At 63.4% G+C, this 25109-nt stretch carries 22 protein-coding genes; 7 read left to right on the plus strand and 15 right to left on the minus strand.

What is annotated here, in order from left to right:
* Positions 1–168: 168 nt before the first annotated feature.
* The 10 genes from ACQ5BL_RS05180 to ACQ5BL_RS05225 form a co-directional block, all read right to left on the minus strand.
* Positions 169–1764, minus strand: coding sequence for an isocitrate lyase (locus ACQ5BL_RS05180; RefSeq protein WP_207883123.1), 1596 nt, complete (start codon positions 1762–1764; stop codon positions 169–171).
* 510 nt (positions 1765–2274) lie between these two features.
* Positions 2275–3090 (minus strand): secretin N-terminal domain-containing protein, encoded by an 816-nt coding sequence (locus ACQ5BL_RS05185; RefSeq protein WP_243804824.1) that lies wholly within the window; start codon positions 3088–3090, stop codon positions 2275–2277.
* Positions 3087–3713 (minus strand): histone acetyltransferase HPA2, encoded by a 627-nt coding sequence (locus tag ACQ5BL_RS05190; protein WP_243804823.1) that lies wholly within the window; start codon positions 3711–3713, stop codon positions 3087–3089. Before ACQ5BL_RS05190 ends, ACQ5BL_RS05185 begins: the two co-directional genes overlap by 4 nt.
* Positions 3714–3722: 9 nt before the next feature.
* Positions 3723–4151, minus strand: coding sequence for a GNAT family N-acetyltransferase (locus tag ACQ5BL_RS05195; protein WP_207883129.1), 429 nt, complete (start codon positions 4149–4151; stop codon positions 3723–3725).
* Entirely contained in the window at positions 4144–5319 is a 1176-nt protein-coding gene (locus tag ACQ5BL_RS05200; RefSeq protein ID WP_243804822.1) for a cupin domain-containing protein, read from the minus strand. The genes ACQ5BL_RS05195 and ACQ5BL_RS05200 overlap by 8 nt, the downstream gene beginning before the upstream one ends.
* 60 nt (positions 5320–5379) lie before the next feature.
* Complete coding sequence (gene purB / locus ACQ5BL_RS05205; protein WP_243804821.1) at positions 5380–6750, minus strand: adenylosuccinate lyase; 1371 nt, start codon at positions 6748–6750, stop codon at positions 5380–5382.
* Positions 6751–6845: 95 nt separating this feature from the next.
* Positions 6846–7466: a high frequency lysogenization protein HflD gene (hflD, locus tag ACQ5BL_RS05210; RefSeq protein WP_207883134.1), complete on the minus strand. Its 621-nt coding sequence runs from the start codon at positions 7464–7466 to the stop codon at positions 6846–6848.
* A complete protein-coding gene (mnmA, locus tag ACQ5BL_RS05215; protein WP_243804820.1) occupies positions 7463–8602 on the minus strand; it encodes a tRNA 2-thiouridine(34) synthase MnmA in 1140 nt (379 codons plus the stop codon). The genes hflD and mnmA overlap by 4 nt, the downstream gene beginning before the upstream one ends.
* A 72-nt stretch (positions 8603–8674) precedes the next feature.
* A complete protein-coding gene (locus ACQ5BL_RS05220) occupies positions 8675–9118 on the minus strand; it encodes an NUDIX hydrolase (protein WP_243804819.1) in 444 nt (147 codons plus the stop codon).
* A gap of 103 nt (positions 9119–9221) precedes the next feature.
* The gene (locus ACQ5BL_RS05225; protein ID WP_243804818.1) at positions 9222–11444 is read right to left on the minus strand and encodes an NADP-dependent isocitrate dehydrogenase; all 2223 of its coding nucleotides are present in this window, start codon (positions 11442–11444) and stop codon (positions 9222–9224) included.
* A 356-nt stretch (positions 11445–11800) separates the two neighbouring features.
* Between ACQ5BL_RS05225 and icd the strand changes: the two genes are divergently transcribed.
* Positions 11801–13054, plus strand: a complete 1254-nt coding sequence (gene icd, locus ACQ5BL_RS05230; RefSeq protein WP_207883139.1) for an NADP-dependent isocitrate dehydrogenase — start codon at positions 11801–11803, stop codon at positions 13052–13054.
* A 69-nt stretch (positions 13055–13123) separates the two neighbouring features.
* Here icd and cspD read toward each other — a convergent pair whose 3' ends face one another.
* Positions 13124–13399 carry a cold shock domain-containing protein CspD gene (gene cspD / locus ACQ5BL_RS05235; protein ID WP_207883141.1) on the minus strand — a complete coding sequence of 92 codons (276 nt, stop codon included), beginning with the start codon at positions 13397–13399 and terminating at the stop codon, positions 13124–13126.
* A gap of 228 nt (positions 13400–13627) precedes the next feature.
* On the opposite strand from cspD, the gene clpS reads away from it, so the two are divergent.
* Both clpS and clpA read left to right on the plus strand, forming a co-directional pair.
* Positions 13628–13990, plus strand: a complete 363-nt coding sequence (gene clpS, locus ACQ5BL_RS05240) for an ATP-dependent Clp protease adapter ClpS (RefSeq protein ID WP_207883143.1) — start codon at positions 13628–13630, stop codon at positions 13988–13990.
* 28 nt (positions 13991–14018) lie between these two features.
* Positions 14019–16292 (plus strand): ATP-dependent Clp protease ATP-binding subunit ClpA, encoded by a 2274-nt coding sequence (gene clpA / locus ACQ5BL_RS05245; protein ID WP_207883145.1) that lies wholly within the window; start codon positions 14019–14021, stop codon positions 16290–16292.
* Positions 16293–16389: 97 nt separating this feature from the next.
* On the opposite strand, the gene infA is transcribed toward clpA, so the two are convergent.
* From infA to trxB, 4 genes are all read right to left on the minus strand, one after another.
* The gene (gene infA / locus ACQ5BL_RS05250; RefSeq protein WP_002553999.1) at positions 16390–16608 is read right to left on the minus strand and encodes a translation initiation factor IF-1; all 219 of its coding nucleotides are present in this window, start codon (positions 16606–16608) and stop codon (positions 16390–16392) included.
* 105 nt (positions 16609–16713) lie between these two features.
* Entirely contained in the window at positions 16714–17421 is a 708-nt protein-coding gene (locus ACQ5BL_RS05255; RefSeq protein WP_243804817.1) for an arginyltransferase, read from the minus strand.
* Positions 17422–17452: 31 nt separating this feature from the next.
* Positions 17453–18157: a leucyl/phenylalanyl-tRNA--protein transferase gene (gene aat / locus ACQ5BL_RS05260; RefSeq protein WP_243804816.1), complete on the minus strand. Its 705-nt coding sequence runs from the start codon at positions 18155–18157 to the stop codon at positions 17453–17455.
* A 38-nt stretch (positions 18158–18195) separates the two neighbouring features.
* Entirely contained in the window at positions 18196–19146 is a 951-nt protein-coding gene (gene trxB / locus ACQ5BL_RS05265) for a thioredoxin-disulfide reductase (protein ID WP_243804815.1), read from the minus strand.
* 220 nt (positions 19147–19366) lie between these two features.
* Between trxB and ftsK the strand changes: the two genes are divergently transcribed.
* Genes ftsK through serS form a run of 4 tightly spaced genes read left to right on the plus strand, consistent with a single transcriptional unit; the run spans position 19367 to position 25109 of the window.
* Positions 19367–21775 carry a DNA translocase FtsK gene (gene ftsK, locus ACQ5BL_RS05270; protein WP_243804814.1) on the plus strand — a complete coding sequence of 803 codons (2409 nt, stop codon included), beginning with the start codon at positions 19367–19369 and terminating at the stop codon, positions 21773–21775.
* Positions 21776–21794: 19 nt separating this feature from the next.
* On the plus strand, positions 21795–22418 hold the full coding sequence (gene lolA, locus ACQ5BL_RS05275; protein ID WP_045214800.1) for an outer membrane lipoprotein chaperone LolA: 624 nt from the start codon (positions 21795–21797) through the stop codon (positions 22416–22418).
* Between the two features lie 38 nt (positions 22419–22456).
* Complete coding sequence (locus ACQ5BL_RS05280; protein WP_207883156.1) at positions 22457–23782, plus strand: replication-associated recombination protein A; 1326 nt, start codon at positions 22457–22459, stop codon at positions 23780–23782.
* Positions 23783–23828: 46 nt separating this feature from the next.
* Positions 23829–25109, plus strand: coding sequence for a serine--tRNA ligase (serS, locus tag ACQ5BL_RS05285; protein ID WP_243804813.1), 1281 nt, complete (start codon positions 23829–23831; stop codon positions 25107–25109).

The following is a 25109-nucleotide window of genomic DNA, read 5'->3' on the forward strand; positions in this document are numbered from 1 at the left end:
GTTCATGTTGAGGGAAGCCCAAGGCTGGCATGTCGTCGTGAGCCTGCCCTTGGCGGGCGAGGAGTGGGTGGTCGGCAGTTCGGTCAAGCGGAAAAACAAAACCCCGGCGGATGCCGGGGTTTTGCGATGCCTCCCAGCCCCGAGGGGGCTGGTTGAGCCGGTTCCGTATTAGTGGAACTGGTTCATGGTGTTGTCTTTACCCGAGGCTTTCAGAGCGGCTTCGCCAGCGAAGTACTCTTTGTGGTTGTCGCCGATGTCCGAGCCAGCCATGTTCTGGTGCTTGACGCAGGCGATGCCCTGACGCAGTTCCTGACGCTGCACGCCCTTCACGTAGGCCAGCATGCCCTGGTCGGCGAAGTAGCCCTTGGCCAGGTTGTCGGTGGACAGCGCGGCGGTGTGGTAGGTCGGCAGGGTGATCAGGTGGTGGAAGATGCCGGCGTGGGCGGAGCCGTCACGCTGGAAGGTACGGATCTTCTCGTCAGCGATCTGAGCCAGTTCGGTCTCGTCGTACTCGACGCTCATCAGCTTGGCGCGGTCGTAGGCGGAAACGTCCTTGCCTTCGGCGACGAACGCATCGAACACCTGCTGGCGGAAGTTCAGGGTCCAGTTGAACGACGGGCTGTTGTTGTACACCAGCTTGGCGTTCGGGATGACCTGACGGATGCGGTCAACCATGCCCTTGATCTGGCCAACGTGCGGCTTCTCGGTTTCGATCCACAGCAGGTCGGCGCCGTTCTGCAGCGAGGTGATGCAGTCGAGGACGCAACGGTCTTCACCGGTGCCCTTGCGGAACTGGAACAGGTTGGAAGCCAGGCGCTTGGGACGCAGCAGCTTGCCGCCGCGGTTGATCACCACGTCGCCGTTCTGCAGGTCGGAAGCGGAGATTTCTTCGCAATCCAGGAAAGCGTTGTACTGGTCGCCCAGGTCGCCCGGCTCGCGGGTCACGGCGATCTGCTTGGTCAGGCCGGCGCCCAGGGAGTCGGTACGAGCGACGATCACGCCGTCGTCGATGCCCAGCTCGAGGAACGCGTAGCGAACGGCGTTGATCTTGGCGAGGAAGTCTTCGTGCGGAACGGTCACTTTGCCGTCCTGGTGGCCGCACTGCTTCTCGTCGGAAACCTGGTTCTCGATCTGGATGCAGCAGGCACCGGCTTCGATCATCTTCTTGGCCAGCAGGTAGGTCGCCTCGGCGTTACCGAAACCGGCGTCGATGTCGGCGATGATCGGTACCACGTGGGTTTCGAAGTTGTCGATCTGGGCCTGTACTTCGGCTTCCTTGGCCTTGTCGCCGGCAGCGCGGGCGGAGTCCAGGGCGGTGAACAGCAGGTCCAGTTCGCGGGCGTCAGCCTGGCGCAGGAAGGTGTAGAGCTCTTCGATCAGGCCGGCAACAGCGGTCTTCTCGTGCATCGACTGGTCCGGCAGCGGGCCGAAGTCGGAGCGCAGGGCGGCAACCATCCAGCCGGAAAGGTAGAGGTAGCGCTTGTTGGTGGTCTTCAGGTGCTTCTTGATGGAGATCAGCTTCTGCTGACCGATGAAGCCGTGCCAGCAGCCCAGGGACTGGGTGTAGACGGAAGCGTCCGCATCGTACTCAGCCATGTCCTTGCGCATGATGGCTGCGGTGTACTTGGCGATTTCCAGACCGGTCTTGAAGCGGTTCTGGACGCGCATGCGGGCAGCGTACTCGGGGTTGATCGCGCTCCAGCTGTTGCCGTTCTTCTCTTTGAGCGCGGCGACTGCTTTGATCTCGTTCTGATATGCGGACATGGCCAATCCTTCAAAAGAATGTGTTTGGTTAAGCACCGACTACCCACATGAAACCGCACCTGAACGGTACTGACTGCGGGTTGCTCGCCGCGGGATGGCGAAGGGGCGACCGAAAGAAGGAGTGACGCTGGAGGAGTGGGGTGGCGCGGCGGTACAGACGCGTGACTGCAGCGGTGGCGTCCAGAATCGCTTGCCGGCTCGTGGCAGCCGTTGGGCGATGGTGGACGGCTGAATCCGTCACGTCGTGCTGTTACTCAGGCTTGCTTCCCCGTCCCTCAGGACAACCTCTTGCCAGTCGCAACCTCGTCGATCCGCCTTGTGGGCTTAACAACACGAACCGGCGCGACAGGTACGTCGCTGGCGCGGTCCGGAGGGCTTTGAGGCCCTCTGGTTAGCGGGAGCGAGGCCATCATGCACGTTCAAACGAGCGTTCGTCAAACGTTTTGTAGTGTTTTTTTTGGACTACTACACGAAGGTCTAAGGGGGACTGGCAAGTCACCTACGGAAGGCTTAGTCGACGACGTCGACCTTCACCCGCAGGCTGCTGTCGTTGCGGCCCTGGGTGCTGTACTGGCGGGCGAAGCCGCTCTGGGTGCTCTGGTTGCTCTGGCTGACGCCGCCGACTTCGATCCACTGGCCGAGCGGGCCGCTGATGCTGGTCTCGGTCGAGCTGGTGTTCATCGAACCCTGATAGTTGCCGTTGAAGCGGTCGTTGCGGGTGCTCAGGGTGATGTGCACGAGGTTGCCGGTGAGGCTGGCGGTCACGTACATGCCCTGGTTGGCGTCGCGGTACTCGGTCTGGCTGTAGACCTGGCCGTAGGGGCCGATGCCGGCGTTGGTCACGGGCTGGCTCTGGCCGATCTGGATGAACGCCGGCGAGCCCTCGGTGGCGCGCACCTGCTGGGTGCCGCCGCCGCGGCTGTTGGTGGAGCGGTTGATGATGCGCACCTGGTCGCGGCCATTCACCTCGCCTCGGCCGGTCTGGATTTCCACGTTGCCGGCGCTGACCGAGCCGTTCACCGAGTAGCCGCTCTGGTCGCTCCGGCTGCCGTCGCTGGTGTCGACGCTGATCAGCAGCTGGTGGGGGCGGGTGTCCAGTTGGCTGAGAACGCCTTGCAGCTCGCGGATCTTCGTCAGTTCGGCATTGACGATCAGCTGGTTGCCATAGGCGGTGACCCGGCCTTCGTTGCCCACTACCGATTGCGCTACCGGCAGCATCTCTTCAGCAGTGCGGTAGTTGAGCGGAATGACCTCGGTGCGGGGCGCAGCGATGGCGGCCAGGCTGATGCCGCAGGCGAGGAGCAGGGTGAGCGGTTGTCGGGTCAAAGCAGGAAGCTCCGCAGGTTCGGGTCGAGGAGGCTGGTGTTCCAGGTCTGTTCGAACTGTTCCAGCAGCTGACGGGCGCGGCCAGGGTTGTTGTAGTGGGCGTAGCCGGCGTGGTCACCCGGCTCCGGGCGCAATAGCAGGCCACAGTCGTCGGCCAGCAGGAAGGCGTGCTCTTCGCTGGGATAGTCGGGGTTGATCCGGCGGATCTGACAGTAACTGGACAGGCGCCGGCTGAGATTCAACAGGCGGTGGCCTTCCTTCACGGCGCGGCTGCTGTCGCGCACCAGGATCATCAGGCGGTTGCGCGGGTTGCCCAGCAGCAACCGGGTGCAGGCCTCCTGGATGCTGCTGTGGTGATACAGCCAGGGCTCCAGGTCGGGGGTGTAGAGGTAGAGCGTGCGCTGCGCCTGTTGCATCAGTGCCAGGGCGTGGGCGCGGGCGTCCTCTGGCTTGTTGAAGCGGTGCAGCTGGTCGCCTTCGCCAAGGCGGAACGGAGCGGGCTCCAGTGCCTCGGGGGGCAGGGCTTCGCTGGGCGGGTTATGGACGGTGAAACGCCCCGGAGACTGAAACTCGATGTCCGGCAGTTCTTCCGGCGGATCGTCTTGTTCCGGGGCGTTGTCCATCTCGAAGCCTCAGTCGCTTTCGCGCACCATGTCCACGTGGGGAAGGCCGGCGTCGAGGAATTCGCCGCTGGCTACCTTGAAGCCTAGCCGCTCGTAGAAGGGGATGGCGTAGACCTGGGCGGTCAACAGCTGGCGTTTCAGGCCCTGGCTTTCGGCTTGCTCGATGACGGCGCGCATCAACAGGTCGCCGACCTTCAGGCCGCGCCAGTCCTTGAGTACGGAAACGCGGCCGATGTGCCCGTCCGGCAGGAGGCGGGCGGTGCCGATGGCGTAGTCGCCTTCGAAGGCCAGGAAGTGCACGGCTTCGACATCCTCGGCGTCCCATTCGAGTTCCGGCGGCACCGATTGCTCGGCGATGAATACCGCCTCGCGAATGCGCCGCAGGTCGGCATTATCCTTTTGCCAGTCCGCCACGCGAACCCTGATCTTGCTACTCATCGGCGAACTCCAGACTGCCTTGTTTGATCAGTTCTCCCACGAGCTTACGCCCATCCTCATCGGCCAGCCATTGGCCGAGATTGCCTTCGTGCAGCGATTCGGCCGAGCACACCAGCTTGAGCAGTTCGCGCAGTTTCTCCGGCAGCACGACGGTCTGGCCGCTGGCGAACAGCAGCAGGCCGACGTCCACTTCGCTCCAGGCCAGGCGCGCGCTGGGGTTGCGGATCAGTACGGCGCCGTCGGTGATTGCGGCGGTCAGTTCGTCTTCCTCGATCTCTTCGCCCGCGACCAGTTCCGGGTAGCGCGGTTCGGTCATGAACTGGCCGAACCAGGTGAGCAGCAGGCGCTCGTCGCTCATGTGCTCCTGCAGCAGGTTCTTCAGGCGATCGAGGGCGTCGCGCTGGATCTTGTGCTGGTCTTCTTCGCCTTTGACTGCGGCCATGCCGGCGTCGCTGTAGCGCTCTTCATCGGAGAGGAACTGGGCGAGGAAGTCGGTGAAGTGGGTCAGCACTTCGGCGGCGCTGGGGGCGCGGAAGCCGACCGAGTAGGTCATGCAGTCGTCTTCGGCGATGCCGTAATGGGCGATGCGCGGCGGCAGGTAGAGCATGTCGCCGGGTTCCAGCACCCATTCGGCGCTCTCTTCGAATTCGGCGAGGATGCGCAGGTCGGCGTGCGGCAGCAGCGGACTGCTGGCGTCGCAGGTCTGGCCGATCTTCCAGCGGCGATGGCCGTGGCCCTGGAGGAGGAACACGTCGTAGTTGTCGAAGTGCGGGCCTACACCACCGCCGGGCGCGGCGTAGCTGATCATCACGTCGTCGATGCGCCAGCTGGGCAGGAACTTGAAGTGCTCCAGCAACTCGGCGACTTCCGGGATGAACTGGTCGACAGCCTGCACCAGCAGGGTCCAGTCACGCTCGGGCAGGTCCTTGAAGGCGTCTTCCTTGAACGGGCCGCGGCGCAGCTCCCAGGGGCTGTCGCCGTGCTCGACGACGATGCGCGATTCGATCATCTCTTCCAGGGCGAGGCCAGCCAGCTCGTCAGGGTCCAGCGGGCTCTTGAAGTCGGGGATGGCCTGGCGCACCAGCAAGGGCTTTTTCTGCCAGTAATCGCGGAGGAATTCTTCGGCGCTGATGCCGCCCAAAAGCTGAAGAGGAATAACAGGATTCATGGTTAAGTCCTTGAAACAAAAACGCCCGGCACAGCCGGGCGTGCAAAGTCAGGGCGAATCTCAGATGCGCTTGGCCTGGGCGGCGGCGTTACCGATGTAGTTCGCGGGAGTCAGTTTCTTCAGCTCGGCCTTGGCTTCGGCGGGCATGTCGAGGCCTTCGATGAACACCTGCAGGGCTTCTGCGCTGATGCCTTTGCCGCGGGTCAGCTCCTTGAGCTTCTCGTAGGGGTTCTCGATGCCGTAGCGGCGCATGACGGTCTGGACCGGCTCGGCCAGGACTTCCCAGCAGGCGTCCAGGTCTTCGGCGATGCGCGCGGCGTTCAGTTCCAGCTTGCCGATGCCCTTGAGGCTGGCTTCGTAGGCGATGACGCTGTGGGCGAAACCGACGCCCAGGTTGCGCAGCACGGTGGAGTCGGTCAGGTCGCGCTGCCAGCGGGAGATCGGCAGTTTGCTGGCCAGGTGCTGGAACAGCGCGTTGGCGATACCCAGGTTGCCTTCGGAGTTCTCGAAGTCGATCGGGTTGACCTTGTGCGGCATGGTCGAGGAGCCGATCTCGCCGGCGACGGTCTTCTGCTTGAAGTAGCCCAGGGAGATGTAGCCCCAGACGTCGCGGTCGAAGTCGATGAGGATGGTGTTGAAGCGCGCGATGGCGTCGAACAGCTCGGCGATGTAGTCGTGCGGCTCGATCTGGGTGGTGTAGGGGTTCCAGTTCAGGCCGAGGTCGCCTTCGATGAATTCGCGGGCGTTGGCTTCCCAGTCCACTTGCGGATAGGCCGACAGGTGGGCGTTGTAGTTGCCCACGGCGCCGTTGATCTTGCCCAGCAGTTCGACCGAGGCGACCTGCTTGATCTGGCGCTCCAGGCGGTAGACGACGTTGGCCAGTTCCTTGCCCAGGGTGGTCGGGGAGGCCGGCTGGCCGTGGGTGCGCGAGAGCATCGGCACGTCGGCGAACTTCACCGCCAGCTCACGGATGGCGTCGGCGATCTGGCGCATCAGCGGCAGCAGCACGGTATCGCGGCCTTCGCGCAGCATCAGGGCGTGGGACAGGTTGTTGATGTCCTCGGAGGTGCAGGCGAAGTGGATGAACTCGCTGACCTTGGCCAGTTCCGGCAGCTTGGCGGCCTGCTCCTTGAGCAGGTATTCCACGGCCTTGACGTCGTGGTTGGTGGTGCGCTCGATGTCCTTGATGCGCTGCGCGTGCTCCAGCTGGAAGTCGTCGGCAAGAGCGTTCAACAGGGCGTTGGCTTCGGCGGAGAAGGGTGCCACTTCCGGGATGCCGGCGTGGGCGGCGAGGCGCTGGAGCCAGCGAACCTCCACCAGGACGCGGAAACGGATCAGGCCGTATTCGCTGAAAATCGGACGCAGGGCGCTGGTTTTGCTGCCGTAACGGCCGTCAACGGGGGAAACCGCGGTAAGGGAGGAAAGCTGCATGGGGCGTTCTCGTGGCTGGAGGTCAACGAAAAGGGCGCACATCATACACGAAAGCGGCGCTCAGGTCGCCTTTGCGGCGACCGGCAGGAGGTGTTTCAGCCGCGCAACAAGGGGCGCAGTTCGTTGAGCATTTTCTTCCGCGCGAACAGCATCTGCCAGCGGTTGCCGCCGAGCTGTCGCCACAGGCGCGCGGAGCGGATGCCGGCCAGCAGCAGGGCGCGGATACGCGCGGCATTGGCGTTGATCTGCAGGTGGCGCATGTCGCCGTGCACCTGGATGCGCTGACGGAAGGTGCTCAGGGTGTCCTGGTAGAGACCGGCGCAGGAGGCGATGACGTTCTCGTGGACCAGGCCGAAGTGCTGCACCTGCTGCTGGATCTGGTCCAGGCGGCTACCCATGATGTCGAGCATGTCGTCGCGCTTGTTCAGCTGGCGTTCCAGGCCGATCAGCGACAGGGCGTAGCGCAGCGGCTCGCGCTGCAGGCTGTTGGGGTCGCGCTCGAGCGCGCTGACCAGGGCGCGGAAGCCTTCGCGCAGGTTGGCGGTATCGCCGCCATAGACATCGAGGGTGGTTTTCGGGTCGCGCACCAGCAGGCTGCCGAGCATGCAGCGCAGCGGCGCCTCGGGAATCTGGCCGGTGCGGGCGAGACGGTCTACCAATGCTGCGGATTCGAAAACGCCGGAGAGGGCAATGATCTGGTCGTGCAGATCGCTCATGTACGGTCCTTAGCGAACGCGGGTTCTGCGGATTCGATGACGCCGCCGCCGAGACAGATCTCGCCGTCGTAGAAGACTACGGACTGGCCGGGGGTAACGGCGCGCTGCGGCTCGTCGAACACCGCGCGATAGCCATTGGCGGTGCGTTCCAGCACGCAGTCCTGGTCGGCCTGGCGGTAGCGCACCTTGGCGCGCAGGGCCTTGGGCTGGTCCAGGTCGATGGGGTTGACCCAGTAGATGTGCGAGGCGTGCAGCGCGCGGGAGAACAGCCAGGGGTGGTCGTTGCCCTGGCCGACGACCAGGACGTTGCGCGCCAGGTCTTTCTCCAGCACGTACCAGGGGCTGTCATCGGCGTTCTTCAGACCGCCGATGCCCAGGCCCTGGCGCTGGCCGATGGTGTGGTACATCAGGCCGACATGCTTGCCGATGACGGTGCCGTCGGTGGTTTCGATGTCGCCCGGCTGGGCCGGCAGGTACTGCTTGAGGAAGTCGCTGAAGCGGCGTTCGCCGATGAAGCAGATGCCGGTGGAGTCCTTCTTCTTCGCAGTGGCCAGGCCGTATTTCTCGGCGATGGCGCGCACTTCGGGCTTCTCCAGTTCGCCGACCGGGAACAGGGTCTTGCCGATCTGCTCGCCGCCTACGGCGTGGAGGAAGTAGCTCTGGTCCTTGTTCGGGTCCAGGCCCTTGAGCAGTTCACTGCGGCCGTCGATGTCGCGGCGGCGCACGTAGTGGCCGGTGGCGATCAGGTCGGCGCCCAGGGCGAGGGCGTAGTCGAGGAAGGCTTTGAACTTGATCTCGCGGTTGCAGAGGATGTCCGGGTTCGGCGTGCGGCCGGCCTTGTACTCCTCGAGGAAGTGCTCGAAGACGTTGTCCCAGTATTCCGCGGCGAAGTTGGCGGTGTGCAGTTTGATGCCGATGCGGTCACAGACGGCCTGGGCATCGGCCAGGTCGGTCATGGCGGTGCAGTATTCGGTGCCGTCGTCTTCTTCCCAGTTCTTCATGAACAGGCCTTCCACCTGGTAGCCCTGTTCCTTGAGGAGGAGGGCGGAGACGGAAGAGTCCACGCCGCCGGACATGCCGACGATGACGCGGGTGTTCTGCGGGCTTTTCAGCGAAGAAGGGGTGGAATCAGGCATGGCAGCGCATCACGGGTGCAGGTAAAGGCGGGGATTCTACCAGAGCTGAGCGGCTGAGGCTCGGCTGCGGGCTCAGTCGCGGATCAGCGTCAGCGGGAAGCGCTCGCCCTTCAGGTAGTCGTCGATGCAGCGCAGGACCAGATGGCTGCGCCAGCGCTCGGGCTGGACGGCGAGTTCGTCGCGGGTCATCCAGCGGGCGCCGAGAATGCCGTCGTCCAGGGCGCGCTCGGGGTGGTGGCGCAGTGGGCGGGCGGCGAAGCAGACGCGCTGGTAGGTCACGCCATTGCTCGGTGCGGTGTACAGGTAGATGCCGGTGACGGCGGTCAGTTCGACGTCCCAGCCGGTCTCTTCAAGGGTTTCGCGCACGGCGGCCTCGATGAGGGTTTCGTTGGCTTCCAGATGGCCGGCGGGCTGATTGAAGACCTGTTTTTTGTCAGCGGACATTTCCTCCACCAGCAGGAAACGGCCCTGGTCTTCGACGATGGTGGCGACTGTGACGTGTGCAAGCCAGCGCATGGTTCTGTTCTCGTGGTTCGAAAGGTGCGAGTTTAACGCTGCAAGGCGCAGAAAGCAGAACCCCCGGGGGAGGGCCCGGGGGTTCTGTGTTACGCGAAGTACCTTACGCCAGTGCGTCGATCGCGGCGTTGAAGGTCGCGCTCGGGCGCATGACCTGCGAGGTCAGCTCCGGGTTGGAACGGTAGTAGCCACCGATGTCCGCCGGCTTGCCCTGCACGCCGTTCAGTTCGGCGACGATGGCCGCTTCCTTCTCGGTCAGGGTCTTGGCCAGGGGAGCGAAGTGAGCCTTCAGCTCGGCATCGTCGTTCTGCTCGGCCAGGGCCTGGGCCCAGTACATGGCCAAGTAGAAGTGGCTGCCGCGGTTGTCGATCTCACCGATCTTGCGCGACGGCGACTTGTTGTTGTCGAGCAGCTTGCCGGTGGCGATGTCCAGGGTCTTGCCCAGTACCTTGGCCTTGGCGTTGTCGGTCTTGATGCCTTCTTCCTCGAAGGAAACCGCCAGGGCCAGGAACTCGCCCAGGGAATCCCAGCGCAGGTAGTTCTCTTCCACCAGCTGCTGTACGTGTTTCGGAGCCGAACCGCCGGCACCGGTCTCGTACATGCCGCCGCCCGCCATCAGCGGAACGATGGACAGCATCTTGGCCGAGGTGCCCAGTTCCATGATCGGGAACAGGTCGGTCAGGTAGTCGCGCAGGACGTTGCCGGTCACCGAGATGGTGTCCAGGCCGCGCAGCTGGCGCTCCATGCTGGTGCGGATAGCTTCGTTGTAACCCTTGATGCTGATGTCCAGGCCGGTCAGGTCGTGGTCCTTCAGGTACAGCTCGACCTTCTTGCGCAGCTCGTTGTCGTGGGCGCGCTCCGGGTCCAGCCAGAAGATGGCCGGGGTGTTGGACTGGCGGGCGCGGGTAACGGCCAGCTTGACCCAGTCGCGGATCGGGGCGTCCTTGGTCTGGCAGGCGCGCCAGATATCACCGGCCTGCACTTCGTGCTGCATCAGGACCTTGCCGTCGGCGTCGACCACACGCATGGTGCCGTCGGCTTCCATTTCGAAGGTCTTGTCGTGGGAGCCGTATTCCTCGGCCTTCTGCGCCATCAGGCCGACGTTCGGTACGCTGCCCATGGTGGTCGGGTCGAACGCGCCGTTGGTTTTGCAGAAGTTGATCATTTCCTGGTAGATGCGGGCGTAGGTGCTTTCCGGCATTACCGCTTTAGTGTCTTTCTGCTTGCCGTCCTTGCCCCACATCTGACCCGAGTTGCGGATCATGGCCGGCATGGAGGCGTCGACGATCACGTCGCTGGGGATGTGCAGGTTGGTGATGCCCTTGACCGAGTCGACCATCGCCATTTCCGGACGGTGGCTGTACACCTCGTGGATGTCGTGCAGGATTTCTTCCTGCTGCGAGGCCGGCAGCGACTTGATCTTGTCGTAGACGCTGGAGATGCCGTTGTTCGGGTTCACGCCCAGCTCTTCGAACAGCTTGCCGTACTTCTCGAACACGTCCTTGTAGTAGACGGTGACGGCGTGGCCGAAGACGATCGGGTGGGAGATCTTCATCATGGTGGCCTTGACGTGCAGGGACCACATGACGCCGGTTTCCTTGCAGTCCTGCAGGGTCTGCTCGAAGAAGGCGCGCAGTTTGCTGCAGCTCATGAACATGCTGTCGAGGACTTCGCCTTCCTGCATCTTCAGGGTCTTCTTGGTCTCGACCTTGCCGTCCTTGCCGACGAACTCGATGCGGACTTCACCGGCCTTCGGGATGGTGACCGACTGTTCGCTGGAGAAGAAGTCGCCGCCACGCATGTAATCGGCGTGGGAGCGCGAGGCCATGCTCCACTTGCCCATGCTGTGCGGGTGCTTGCGGGCGTAGGCCTTCACGGCGGCCGGGGCGCGGCGGTCGGAGTTGCCTTCACGCAGGACCGGGTTCACGGCGCTGCCCAGGACCTTGGCGTAACGCGCGCGGATGTCGTTCTCTTCGGCGGTCTGCGGGTCTTCCGGGAAATCCGGAACGGCGAAGCCCAGTTTCTGCAGTTCGGCGATGGCGCCCTTGAGCTGCGGTACCGAAGCGGAGATGTTCGGCAGCTTGATGATGTTGGCTTCGGGGGCGGTGGCCAGTTGGGCCAGGTAGGCCAGGTCGTCTTCGATGGCCTTGTCGCCGAGTTTGTCGGCGAAGGAGGCCAGGATACGGCCTGCAAGAGAGATGTCGCGGGTTTCTACGTCGATGCCGGCGGAGGCGGCGAAGGCTTTTACGATGGGAAGCAGCGAGTAGGTTGCAAGGGCCGGTGCTTCGTCGGTGAAGGTGTAGGTGATCTTCGAGCGGATGGACATCTCGTTCTAACTCTCTTCTTTGCTGGGCGCGCACAGAGTCTCGAATCGCGTTGGTACACGCTTGCGTTCAACGAAGTGGTTGACCGACCTTCGAGATTTGCCGCGGGGATATTGGGGCGCCAGTAGAGCGTTGTACGACGGGTTCCTGGTGTGGACTCCGCCGTGGCGAGGAGAGAGTCTGGTCCCAGACTGCTCGGACCTCGATGACCATTAAGTCATGCCGGCCAGTATACCACCCTAAAGGCAGGGTGATGCGCGTCCCTTTTTTAGACTAAGGAATGATGTAGTTCGATCACCGACTTGTGAGCTACCCTCAGTGGCTGCAAGAGGGTTTCAACCAAAAAGCGGAGTTCAGCATGGGATACCAAAAGATCCAGGTGCCGGCCGGTGACAAAATCACCGTCAACGCCGATATGTCCTTGAATGTACCGAAGAACCCGATCATCCCCTTCATCGAGGGGGATGGCATTGGCGTCGACATCAGCCCGGTCATGATCAAGGTCGTCGACGCCGCCGTCGAGAAAGCCTACAAGGGCGACCGCAAGATTGCGTGGATGGAAGTCTACGCCGGCGAAAAGGCCACTCAGGTCTACGACCAGGACACCTGGCTGCCCCAGGAAACCCTGGATGCCGTGCGCGACTACGTCGTTTCCATCAAGGGCCCGCTGACCACGCCGGTCGGTGGCGGCATCCGTTCGCTGAACGTGGCCTTGCGCCAGCAGCTCGACCTGTATGTCTGCCTGCGTCCGGTGCGCTGGTTCGAAGGCGTGCCCAGCCCGGTGAAGAAGCCCGGCGACGTGGACATGGTGATCTTCCGCGAGAACTCCGAAGACATCTACGCGGGCGTCGAGTGGAAGGCCGGTACCCCGGAAGCCCAGAAGGTCATCAAGTTCCTCACCGAGGAAATGGGCGTCAAGAAGATTCGCTTCACCGACAACTGCGGCATCGGCATCAAGCCGGTTTCCCAGGAGGGCACCAAGCGCCTGGTGCGCAAGGCCCTGCAGTACGCCGTGGACAATGATCGCAGTTCAGTGACCATCGTTCACAAAGGCAACATCATGAAATTCACCGAGGGCGCCTTCAAGGACTGGGGCTACGAGCTCGCCCGCGACGAGTTCGGCGCCCAGCTGCTCGACGGCGGCCCGTGGATGCAGTTCAAGAACCCCAATACCGGCAAGAACATCGTGGTGAAGGACGTGATTGCCGACGCCATGCTGCAGCAGATCCTGCTGCGCCCGGCCGAGTACGACGTGATCGCCACCCTGAACCTGAACGGCGACTACCTGTCCGACGCCCTGGCGGCGGAAGTCGGCGGCATCGGCATCGCGCCGGGGGCCAACCTGTCCGACTCGGTGGCCATGTTCGAGGCGACCCACGGCACCGCGCCCAAGTATGCCGGGCTGGACAAGGTGAATCCGGGCTCGGTAATCCTCTCCGCCGAGATGATGCTGCGCCACATGGGGTGGCCGGAAGCGGCCGACCTGATCATCAAGGGTGTGAACGGCGCCATCGCGGCGAGAACTGTTACCTATGATTTCGAGCGCCTGATGGAAGGCGCCAAGCTGCTGTCCTGCTCGGAGTTTGGCGACGCGATCATCGCCAAGATGTAATCCTGGGCGGAGCGCCCATGAAAAAGGCCGGCTGATGCCGGCCTTTTTCATTGTTTTGATCCGAAAGGATCAGGCCTCTGCCGTGAGGTTCTGCATCTCGCTGCTCGGGGCAGTCTGGGCGGAGGGGGCGGACGTGTTGGCGGTGATGGGTTGAATGTTGACTGCATGCAACCCCTTCGGACCTTGCAGGATCTCGAAGCTTACGGGTTGGCCGGCCTTGAGTGTCTTGTAGCCATCCATCTGAATGGCCGAGTAATGAGCGAACAGGTCCTCATCTCGGCCCTCAGCCAGGATGAATCCATAGCCCTTGGCGTTGTTGAACCACTTGACCTTACCGCTGAGCATGCTGATATCCCTCTGCAAAGGACTCCATCGCTGGAGTATCATCCACTACGATTCCGCTACAGCCTTTATCAGGGGCTGGCGTCCGGAACTCCTGATACCCTCCGGGGGGTATCCTTTGGTTGTAACACCCTTTTGCCGTTAGTCAAGGCGGCGTCGTCTGGGCCTGAGAGACGTTTCAAACTCCGGTCGGCCCCCTCATTCACCCACTCGCAAAGCTTTTATTCCAGCATGCATGCAAGTAGCCAGATTCGACTAACATTCAATCAGGACCGCCCGGATCCATTGGAAGACGAAGGGACGGGGCTCGCGGTCGAGGAATCCAAGCCCGCGCTGAAGCCGCCCTCCATGTATCGGGTCATCATGTTCAACGATGATTACACCCCGATGGATTTCGTGGTTGAGGTGCTCGAGTTGTACTTCAACATGAACCGCGAGCAGGCAACCAAGGTCATGTTGACCGTGCATACTCAAGGCAAGGCGAACTGCGGGAGCTTTACCCGCGACGTCGCTGAAACCAAAGCCATGCAGGTCAATCAATATGCGAGGGAGAGCCAACATCCACTGTTGTGCGAAATAGAGAAAGAAGGTTGATGCGGATGTTTGGGAGCGAGGTGAAGTCATGTTGAATCGAGAGCTCGAAGTCACCCTCAATCTCGCCTTCAAGGAGGCGCGGGCGAAGCGGCATGAGTTCATGACCGTTGAGCACTTGCTGTTGGCGCTTCTGGATAACGAAGCTGCCGCAACGGTCCTGAGAGCGTGTGGCGCCAATCTGGACAAGCTGCGGCGGGACCTGCAGGAGTTCATCGACTCCACCACGCCACTGATTCCTCAGCATGATGAGGATCGCGAGACCCAGCCGACCCTGGGCTTCCAGCGCGTACTGCAGCGCGCAGTGTTCCACGTGCAGAGCTCCGGCAAGCGCGAAGTGACCGGCGCCAATGTGCTGGTGGCCATCTTCAGCGAACAGGAAAGTCAGGCGGTGTTCCTGCTCAAGCAGCAGAGCGTCGCGCGTATCGATGTGGTCAACTACATCGCCCATGGTATTTCCAAGGTGCCGGGCCATGCCGAGCATCAGGAAAACGAGCAGGACATGCAGGACGAGGAGGGCGGCGAGTCTTCGACCTCCAGTCATCCGCTGGATGCCTACGCCAGCAACCTGAACGACTTGGCGCGCCAGGGGCGCATCGATCCGCTGGTTGGCCGTGAGTCCGAAGTCGAGCGTGTCGCGCAGATTCTCGCGCGCCGCCGCAAGAACAATCCGCTGCTGGTCGGTGAGGCGGGCGTCGGCAAGACCGCCATCGCCGAAGGCCTGGCCAAGCGCATCGTCGACGGCCAGGTGCCGGACCTGCTGTCCGACAGCGTCGTCTATTCCCTGGACCTGGGCGCGCTGCTGGCGGGCACCAAGTACCGCGGCGACTTCGAGAAGCGCTTCAAGGCGCTGCTCAACGAGCTGCGCAAGCGTCCGCATGCGGTGCTGTTCATCGACGAAATCCATACCATCATCGGCGCCGGTGCGGCCTCGGGTGGCGTGATGGATGCGTCCAACCTGCTCAAGCCGCTGCTGTCCTCCGGTGAGATCCGCTGCATCGGCTCCACCACCTTCCAGGAATTCCGTGGAATCTTCGAGAAGGATCGCGCGCTGGCCCGTCGCTTCCAGAAGGTCGACGTCACCGAGCCGTCCGTCGAGGACACCTTCGGCATCCTCAAGGGGCTGAAGCCGCGTTTCGAGCAACACCACCACGTCGAATACAGCGACGAGGCGCTGCGCGCCGCCGCCGAACTGGCTGCGCGTTACATCAATGACCGGCACATGCCGGACAAGGCCATCGACGTGATCGACGAAGCGGGCGCCTACCAGCGCCTGCAGCCGGAAGAGAAGCGCGTGAAGCGCATCGAGGTGCCGCAGGTCGAGGATATCGTCGCGAAGATCGCCCGCATTCCTCCGAAGCATGTCTCCAGTTCCGACAAGGAACTGCTGCGCAACCTGGAGCGCGACCTGAAGCTGACCGTGTTCGGTCAGGCGGCGGCCATCGAGTCGCTGTCCACCGCGATCAAGCTGTCCCGTGCGGGCCTGAAGTCACCGGACAAGCCGGTCGGTTCCTTCCTGTTCTCCGGCCCGACCGGGGTGGGCAAGACCGAGGTGGCTCGCCAGTTGGCCAAGGCGCTGGGCGTGGAGCTGGTGCGCTTCGACATGTCCGAGTACATGGAGCGGCACACCGTGTCCCGTCTGATCGGCGCCCCTCCGGGCTACGTCGGTTTCGATCAGGGCGGCCTGCTCACCGAAGCGATCACCAAGACGCCGCACTGCGTGCTGCTGCTGGATGAGATCGAGAAGGCGCACCCGGAAGTCTTCAACCTGCTGCTGCAGGTGATGGACCACGGCACCCTGACCGACAACAATGGGCGCAAGGCGGACTTCCGCAACGTCATCCTGATCATGACCACCAACGCCGGCGCGGAAACCGCGGCGCGAGCCTCCATCGGCTTCACGCTGCAGGATCACTCGACCGATGCCATGGAAGTGATCAAGAAGAGCTTCACGCCGGAGTTCCGCAATCGCCTGGATACCATCATCCAGTTCGGTCGTCTCAGTCTCGAGACCATCAAGAGCATCGTCGACAAGTTCCTCACCGAGTTGCAGGCGCAGCTGGAGGACAAGCACGTGCAGATCGAGGTCAGCGACGCGGCGCGCAACTGGCTGGCGGAGAAGGGCTACGACCCGCAGATGGGCGCGCGTCCGATGGCGCGGCTGATCCAGGACAAGATCAAGCGGCCGCTGGCCGAGGAGATCCTGTTCGGCGAACTGGCCGAGCACGGCGGTGTGGCCCATGTGGACCTGAAGGATGGCGAGCTGGCCTTCGAGTTCGAAGTGACCGCCGCAGAACCGGCCTGATGATGCTCAGGTTTAAAAAATAAGGCGCAAACGAAAACGCCCGGCAATGCCGGGCGTTTTTCTGTGTGCCGGATTCGACTTCCGGCGCTACCGTCCGTCAGCGGGCGCGGTAGGTGATACGACCCTTGGACAGGTCGTAGGGCGTCAGTTCTACGCGAACCTTGTCGCCGGTCAGGATGCGGATGTAGTTCTTGCGCATCTTGCCGGAGATGTGCGCGGTAACGACGTGCCCGTTCTCCAACTCCACGCGGAACATGGTGTTGGGCAGGGTGTCGACGACAGTGCCTTCCATTTCGAAGCTGTCTTCTTTCGACATGCAGTAGAGCCCTCGGTATCTATGGTTGCCTGAAGTTTCAGGCCATTAAAAAAGGCACACATTGTGCCTGAAAATGCCCCGCAACGCCAACTGGCGTGTAATGGGTCAGTTCAGCACCACCCAGCGCTGGTTCACGAACAGCTCGATCGGCCGGTATTGGGTCTTGTAGTTCATCTTCCGGCAGTTCTTGATCCAGTAGCCGAGGTAGACCGCGTGCAGGCCAAGGCGGTGGGTCTCGGCGATCTGCCAGAGGATGGCGAAGCGTCCCAGGCTGCGACGTTCTTCGTCGGGATCATAGAAGGTGTAAACCGCCGAGAGTCCGTTGGGCAGCACGTCGGTAACCGCGACGGCCAGCAGGCGGCCCTGCAGGCGGAACTCGAAGAAGCAGCTGAACGGCAGGTCGCGCACCAGGAAGGTGGCGAACTGGTCGCGGCTGGGCGGGTACATGTCGCCGTCGGCATGGCGCTGTTCGATGTAGCGCATGTACAGCGCGTAGTACTCCTCGGTGAAGGTCGGTCGCTTGCGGATGACTTCCAGGTCGGAATTGCGCTTGAGAATGCGTTTCTGCTGGCGGTTGGGGAGGAAATTGGCGGCCGGAATGCGTGCCGGGATGCAGGCGGTGCAGTGCTGGCAGTGGGGGCGGTACAGGTGTTCGCCGCTGCGCCGGAAACCGACCTCCGAAAGCGAGGCGTACAGCTGTGCGTCCATGGGCTGGCTGGGGTCGAGGAACAGGGTGGTGGCCTGTTCCTCGGGCAGATAGCTGCATGGGTGCGGCTGTGTGGCGTAAAACTTCAGGCGGGCGAGCTCGGTCATCTTCAACCCCTGCGAGGACCCTCTGGCAAGTTTATGTCAGGCTGGGCTGGTCCGCTTGCGAAGTCCAGTCCTGCAGCGGCAATTGGTCGAGATGGCGACGCAGATAAGCGGCGAATTCGCGCCGGGAGATGGCGCGTGCGCCAAAGCTGTGCAGGTGCTGGGTCGGCATCTGGCAGTCAATCAGTTCGAAACCCGCAGTCTTGAGACGTTGCACCAGGGTGACGAACGCCATCTTGGAGGCGTTGTCCGCGCGGCTGAACATGGATTCGCCGAAGAACAGCCGACCGATGGCCAGTCCGTAAAGACCGCCGACCAGCTCGTCGTTGTCCCAGGCTTCTACGGAGTGCGCGATGCCCATGCGGTGCAGCTCGCAGTAGGCATTCTGCATCGGTGTGGTGATCCAGGTGCCGTCCGCGTAGTCGCGCGGGCCGGCGCAGCCGTGGATGACCTGTTCGAATGCCTGGTCGATGGTGATCTGGTAATGCTCCTGCCGGATGAACTTGGCCAGGCTGCGGGAAACGTGCAGTTCGTCGGGGAACAGTACGGTGCGCGGATCGGGTGACCACCAGAGGATCGGCTGGCCGTCCTGGTACCAGGGGAAGCAGCCGTGACGGTACGCCTGGATCAGGCGGCGTGGATCGAGGTCGCCACCGGCCGCGAGCAGGCCGTTGGGCTCGTGCAGGGCCTTGTCCAGGGGTGGGAAGTCGAAGTTGTCGCGGGAAAGCCAGTTGAGCATGGGCGGAGGAGGGGAGGGCGGGCCTCCCCTTTGACCGGTCAGTTGGCGTCGAGGAACTTCTCGGCGTCCAGCGCGGCCATGCAGCCTGCGCCGGCGGAGGTGATCGCCTGGCGGTAGACGTGGTCGGCCACGTCGCCAGCGGCGAACACGCCTTCGATGCTGGTCTGGGTGGCGTTGCCTTCGGAGCCGCCCTTGATCTTCAGGTAGCCGTCATGCATGGCCAGTTGGTCGACGAACAGCTCGGTGTTGGGCTTGTGGCCGATGGCGATGAATACGCCGGACAGGTCCAGTTGGCGGGTTGCGCCGGTTTCGGCGTCCTTCAGGCGCACGCCGATCACACCCATGTCGTCGCCCAGGACTTCGTCCAGGGTGGTGTTCCAGTGCAGGCGCACGTTGCCGTTCCGGGCCTTCTCGAACAGCTTGTCCTGCAGGATCTTCTCCGAGCGCAGCTTGTCGCGGCGGTGGATCAGGTGGACTTCCTTGGCGATGTTGGACAGGTACAGTGCCTCTTCCACGGCGGTGTTGCCGCCGCCGACCACGCAGACCACCTGGTTGCGGTAGAAGAAGCCGTCGCAGGTGGCGCAGGCGGACACGCCCTTGCCCATGAAGGCCTGCTCGGACGACATGCCCAGGTATTGTGCGGAGGCGCCGGTGGCGATGATCAGCGCGTCGCAGGTGTAGGTGCCACTGTCGCCCTTGAGGGTGAAGGGCTTCTGCTGCAACTCGGCAGTGTGGATGTGGTCGTAGACGATCTCGGTATCGAAACGCTGGGCGTGTTGCTGCATGCGCTCCATCAGGGCGGGACCGGTCAGGCCTTCCACGTCGCCCGGCCAGTTGTCGACTTCGGTGGTGGTGGTGAGCTGGCCGCCGGGCTGGATGCCGGTGATGACAACAGGCTTGAGGTTGGCGCGAGCGGCGTACACGGCAGCGGTGTAGCCTGCGGGGCCGGAGCCCAGGATGATCAGGCGCGAATGCTTGACTTCACTCATAAAAAGACTCCATAAGCCTTTGTCACGTAAGAGAATGCATGCTCCAATTGAGCAGCCGAAAATCGGTGATGGGCTATGCTACACCGAACCTCGGAAAGCCGGCAAAAGCGCCGTCGGACGCTTCCGGGCTCGCTGGCATCGGCTGGCCAAAGCCGTACAATAGGCCCGTTTGAGGCTCAACGACTCTCGGAAGCGCGCATAGCGCAGGAATAGACGCGTTTTGAAGGACACCACAGCAAGCCACGCCGCCGCCTGGCGCCAGCAATTGCACTACCGTCTGAAGGAGGGGGCCCTGATCGCGCTCGGCGCGCTCTGCCTCTACCTGTGGATGGCACTGCTCACCTATGATCCGTCCGATCCGGGCTGGAGTCACTCCAGTCACGTCGATCAGGTTCAGAACGCCGCCGGCCGCCTGGGTGCCCTGAGCGCCGACATCCTGTTCATGGTGCTGGGCTATTTTGCCTACCTGTTCCCGCTGCTGCTGGCGGTGAAGACCTACCAGGTCTTCCGCAAGCGCCACCTGCCCTGGGAGTGGAGCGGCTGGCTGTTCTCATGGCGCCTGATCGGCCTGGTCTTCCTGGTGCTGGCCGGTTCCGCGCTGGCCTACATCCATTTCCATGCCAATGGCAGCCACATGCCGGCCAGTGCCGGCGGTGCCCTGGGTGAGAGCCTGGGGCAACTGGGTGTCAATGCGCTGAACGTGCAGGGCAGCACCCTGCTGTTCCTGGCCCTGTTCCTGTTCGGCATGACCGTCTTCGCCGATCTGTCCTGGTTCAAGGTCATGGACGTTACCGGCAAGATCACCCTCGATCTCTTCGAACTGATCCACAATGCCGCCAACCGCTGGTGGAGCGCCCGTAGCGAGCACAAGCAGCTGGTCGCCCAGTTGCGCGAGGTGGATGAGCGCGTGGCCGAAGTCGCCGCGCCCATCGTTGCTGACCGCCGCGAGCAGGCCAAGGTCAAGGAACGCCTGATCGAACGTGAGGAAGCGCTGGTCAAGAGCGTGCAGGAGCGCGAGAAGCGCGTGGCGCCGAAGATCGACGTCCCGCCACCGCCCACCAAGCCGGCCGAGCCGAGCAAGCGCGTGCTGAAGGAAAAGCAGGCACCGCTGTTCGTCGATACCGCCGTGGAAGGCACCCTGCCGCCGCTGTCGATCCTCGACCCGGCCGCCGAGAAGAAGCAGAGCTACTCGCCGGAGTCCCTGGAGGCCATGTCGCGCCTGCTGGAGATCAAGCTCAAGGAGTTCGGCGTCGAAGTGGTGGTCGAGTCGGTGCATCCGGGCCCGGTGATCACCCGTTTCGAAATCCAGCCCGCCGCAGGCGTCAAGGTCAGCCGTATCTCCAACCTGGCCAAGGACCTGGCGCGCTCGCTGGCGGTGATCAGCGTGCGCGTGGTGGAAGTCATCCCCGGCAAGACCACCGTGGGTATCGAGATCCCCAACGAAGACCGGCAGATGGTGCGCTTCTCCGAAGTGCTGATGACGCCGGAATACGACGAGCACAAGTCCACCGTGCCGCTGGCCCTGGGCCACGACATCGGCGGCAACCCGATCATCACCGACCTGGCGAAGATGCCGCACCTGTTGGTGGCCGGTACCACCGGTTCCGGTAAGTCGGTGGGCGTGAACGCCATGCTCCTGTCGATCCTGTTCAAGTCCACGCCGGAAGAGGCGCGGCTGATCATGATCGACCCGAAGATGCTGGAACTGTCGATCTACGAAGGCATTCCGCACCTGCTCTGCCCGGTGGTCACCGACATGAAGGAAGCCGCCAACGCTCTGCGCTGGAGCGTCGCCGAGATGGAGCGCCGCTACAAGCTGATGGCGGCCATGGGCGTGCGTAACCTCGCCGGCTTCAACCGCAAGGTGAAGGACGCGGAGGAGGCCGGCACGCCGCTGACCGACCCGCTGTACCGCCGCGAGAGCATGGAAGACGAAGCGCCGCTGCTGCAGACCCTGCCGACCATCGTGGTGGTGGTCGACGAATTCGCCGACATGATGATGATCGTCGGCAAGAAGGTGGAAGAGCTGATCGCCCGTATCGCCCAGAAGGCGCGTGCGGCGGGCATCCATCTGATCCTGGCGACCCAGCGTCCGTCGGTGGACGTGATCACCGGCCTGATCAAGGCCAATATTCCGACCCGTATCGCCTTCCAGGTCTCCAGCAAGATCGACTCGCGCACCATCCTCGACCAGGGCGGCGCCGAGCAACTGCTGGGTCATGGTGACATGCTCTACCTGCCGCCGGGCACCGGCCTGCCGATCCGCGTCCATGGCGCCTTCGTTTCCGATGACGAGGTGCACCGCGTGGTCGAGGCCTGGAAACTGCGCGGCGCACCGAACTACATCGAGGACATCCTCGCCGGCGCCGATGAAGGCGGTGGTGGCGGGTCGTTCGAAGGTGGCGGCGAAGGCGGCGAGGGCAGTGAGGACGATCCGCTCTATGACGAAGCCGTGCGCTTCGTGACCGAAAGCCGCCGGGCTTCGATTTCCGCCGTGCAGCGCAAGCTGAAGATCGGCTACAACCGCGCCGCGCGGATGATCGAGGCGATGGAAATGGCTGGCGTGGTCACTCCGATGAATACCAATGGCTCGCGCGAAGTGATCGCGCCGGCCCCGATCCGTGATTGATTCGACTTCGAGGATTTCGATGCGTCTGATCCGCCTGTTGTTCGTTGCTGCGCTGGCTGTTGCCGGTGTCCAGGCCCATGCCGACGAGGCCGCTGCGCAGCGCCTGAGCGGTATGCTCACCAAGGCCCAGACCATGACCGCGCGCTTCTCCCAGCTGACCCTGGACGGCAGCGGCACCCGCCTGCAGGAAACCGCAGGTACCCTGGGCCTCAAGCGTCCGGGCCTGTTCCGCTGGCACACCGATGCGCCGAACGAGCAGCTGCTCATCTCCAATGGCGAGAAGATCTGGCTGTACGACCCGGACCTGGAGCAGGTGACCATCCAGAAGCTCGACCAGCGCCTGACCCAGACCCCGGCCCTGCTGCTCTCCGGTGACGTGTCGAAGATCGGCCAGAGCTTCGACATCACCGCCAAGGACGGCGGCAATGTGGTCGACTTCACCCTCAAGCCGAAGTCCAAGGACACCCTGTTCGACAGCCTGCGGATTTCCTTCCGCAGCGGCGTGGTGAACGACATGCAGCTGATCGACAGCGTCGGCCAGCGTACCAATATCCTGTTCTTCGACGTGAAGATGAACGAGGCGATGGATGCCAAGCAGTTCGTCTTCGAGGTGCCCAAGGGCGTCGACGTCATCCAGGAATGACCGAGGCCTCGCGCCCGTTTGAGTTATAGGTAAGCCCCGTGGATCTGTTCCGCTCCGCCCCCGTTTCCCAGCCCCTGGCCGCGCGCTTGCGCGCGACCAGCCTGGACGAGTACGTCGGCCAGGAGCACCTGCTCGCCCGCGGCAAGCCGCTGCGCGAGGCGCTGGAGCAGGGCGCGCTGCACTCGATGATCTTCTGGGGCCCGCCCGGGGTCGGCAAGACCACCCTGGCGAAGCTGTTGGCCCAGGTCACCGACGCGCACTTCGAGACCATCTCGGCGGTGCTCTCCGGCGTGAAGGAAATCCGCCAGTCGGTGGAAGTGGCCAAGCAGCACGCCGCGCAGTACGGCCGTCGCACCATCCTGTTCGTCGACGAGGTGCACCGCTTCAACAAGAGCCAGCAGGACGCCTTCCTGCCCTATGTGGAAGACGGCACCCTGATTTTCATCGGCGCGACCACCGAGAACCCGTCCTTCGAGCTGAACAACGCACTGCTGTCCCGCGCCCGCGTCTACGTGCTGAAAAGCCTGGACGAAGCGGCGCTGCGCCGGCTGGTAGAGCGTGCGTTGACCGAGGAGAAGGGCCTGGGCAAGCGCAATCTGAGCCTGCCCGACGACAGCTTCGCCATCCTCATGGCCGCCGCCGACGGAGATGGCCGGCGCCTGCTCAACCTGCTGGAGAATGCCTCGGACCTCGCCGAGGACAACGGCGAGATCAGCGCCGAACTGCTGCAGAACCTGCTGGGCGACTCGCGCCGGCGTTTCGACAAGGGCGGCGAGGCCTTCTATGACCAGATCAGCGCGCTGCACAAGTCGGTGCGCGGCTCCAGCCCCGATGGCGCGCTGTACTGGTATTCGCGCATGCTCGACGGCGGCTGTGATCCGCTGTACATCGCCCGCCGCGTGGTGCGCATGGCCAGCGAGGACATCGGCAATGCCGATCCGCGCGCGCTGACCCTGTGCCTCAACGCCTGGGACGTGCAGGAACGCCTGGGCAGCCCGGAAGGCGAGCTGGCCATTGCGCAAGCTATTGTCTATCTGGCCTGTGCGCCGAAGAGCAATGCCGTCTACAACGCCTACAACACGGCACGCCGTGACGTGGCCGAGAGCGGCTCGCTGGAAGTGCCGCTGCACTTGCGCAACGCACCGACCAAATTGATGAAGAACCTGGGCTATGGCGACGAGTACCGCTATGCCCATGATGAGCCGGATGCCTATGCGGCCGGGGAAGACTACTTCCCCGAGTCCATGGAACCGCGCCACTATTACCAACCCGTGCCGCGCGGGCTGGAGCTGAAGATCGGCGAGAAGTTGCGCCATCTGGCGAATCTCGACCAGAGCAGTCCGCGCAAGCGTAGAAAATCCTGAAGTGGCGCCCGCGAGCGCCGCCTGACACTAGACACGAGAACACACCATGCTCGATTCCAAACTGGTTCGTACCCAGCCGCAGGAAGTGGCCGAACGCCTGGCCACCCGTGGCTTCACCCTGGACGTGGCGCGCATCGAAGCGCTGGAGAGCCAGCGCAAGACCGTGCAGACCCGCACCGAGACCCTGCAGGCCGAGCGCAACTCGCGCTCCAAGGCCATCGGTCTGGCCATGAAGAATGGCGAAGACGTCGCGCCGCTGAAGGCTGAGGTCAATCGCATGGCCGAGGAACTGGAAGCCGGCAAGCGCGAGCTGGATGCCATCCAGGCTGAACTGGACAACCTGCTGCTGAACATTCCGAACCTGCCGCACGAATCCGTACCGGTTGGCGAAGATGAAGAGCAGAACGTCGAAGTCCGTCGCTGGGGCAACCCGCGTACCTTCGATTTCGAGATCAAGGACCACGTCGCTCTGGGCGAAAAACACGGCTGGCTGGACTTCGAGACCGCCGCCCGCCTGTCCGGCGCCCGCTTCGCCCTGATGCGCGGCCCGATCGCACGCCTGCACCGCGCCCTGGCGCAGTTCATGATCGACCTGCACACCCGCGAGCACGGCTACGAAGAAGCCTATACCCCGTACCTGGTGCAGGCCCCGGCGCTGCAGGGCACCGGCCAGCTGCCGAAGTTCGAGGAAGACCTGTTCAAGATCCAGCGTGAAGACGAAGCGGACCTGTACCTGATCCCGACCGCAGAAGTTTCGCTGACCAACATCGTGGCCGGGCAGATCCTCGACGCCAAGGAGCTGCCGCTGAAGTTCGTCGCCCACACCCCGTGCTTCCGCAGCGAGGCCGGCGCCTCGGGCCGCGACACCCGCGGCATGATCCGCCAGCACCAGTTCGACAAGGTCGAGATGGTGCAGATCGTCGAGCCGTCCAAATCCTGGGAAGCCCTGGAAAGCCTGGTCGGCAACGCCGAGAAGGTCCTCCAGGCCCTGGAGCTGCCGTACCGCGCCCTGGCGCTGTGCACTGGCGACATGGGCTTTGGCGCCGCCAAGACCTACGACCTGGAAGTCTGGGTGCCGAGCCAGGACAAGTACCGCGAGATTTCCTCCTGCTCCAACTGCGGCGACTTCCAGGCCCGCCGCATGCAGGCACGCTACCGCAACCCGGAAACCGGCAAGCCGGAGCTGGTGCACACCCTCAATGGCTCGGGCCTGGCCGTGGGCCGCACTCTGGTCGCCGTGCTGGAGAACTACCAGCAGGCCGACGGCTCGATCCGCGTACCGGAAGTGCTCAAGCCGTACATGGCGGGCATCGAGGTCATCGGCTGA

This window comes from Pseudomonas sp. B1-22 (genome assembly GCF_050474425.1).
GTDB lineage: Bacteria > Pseudomonadota > Gammaproteobacteria > Pseudomonadales > Pseudomonadaceae > Pseudomonas.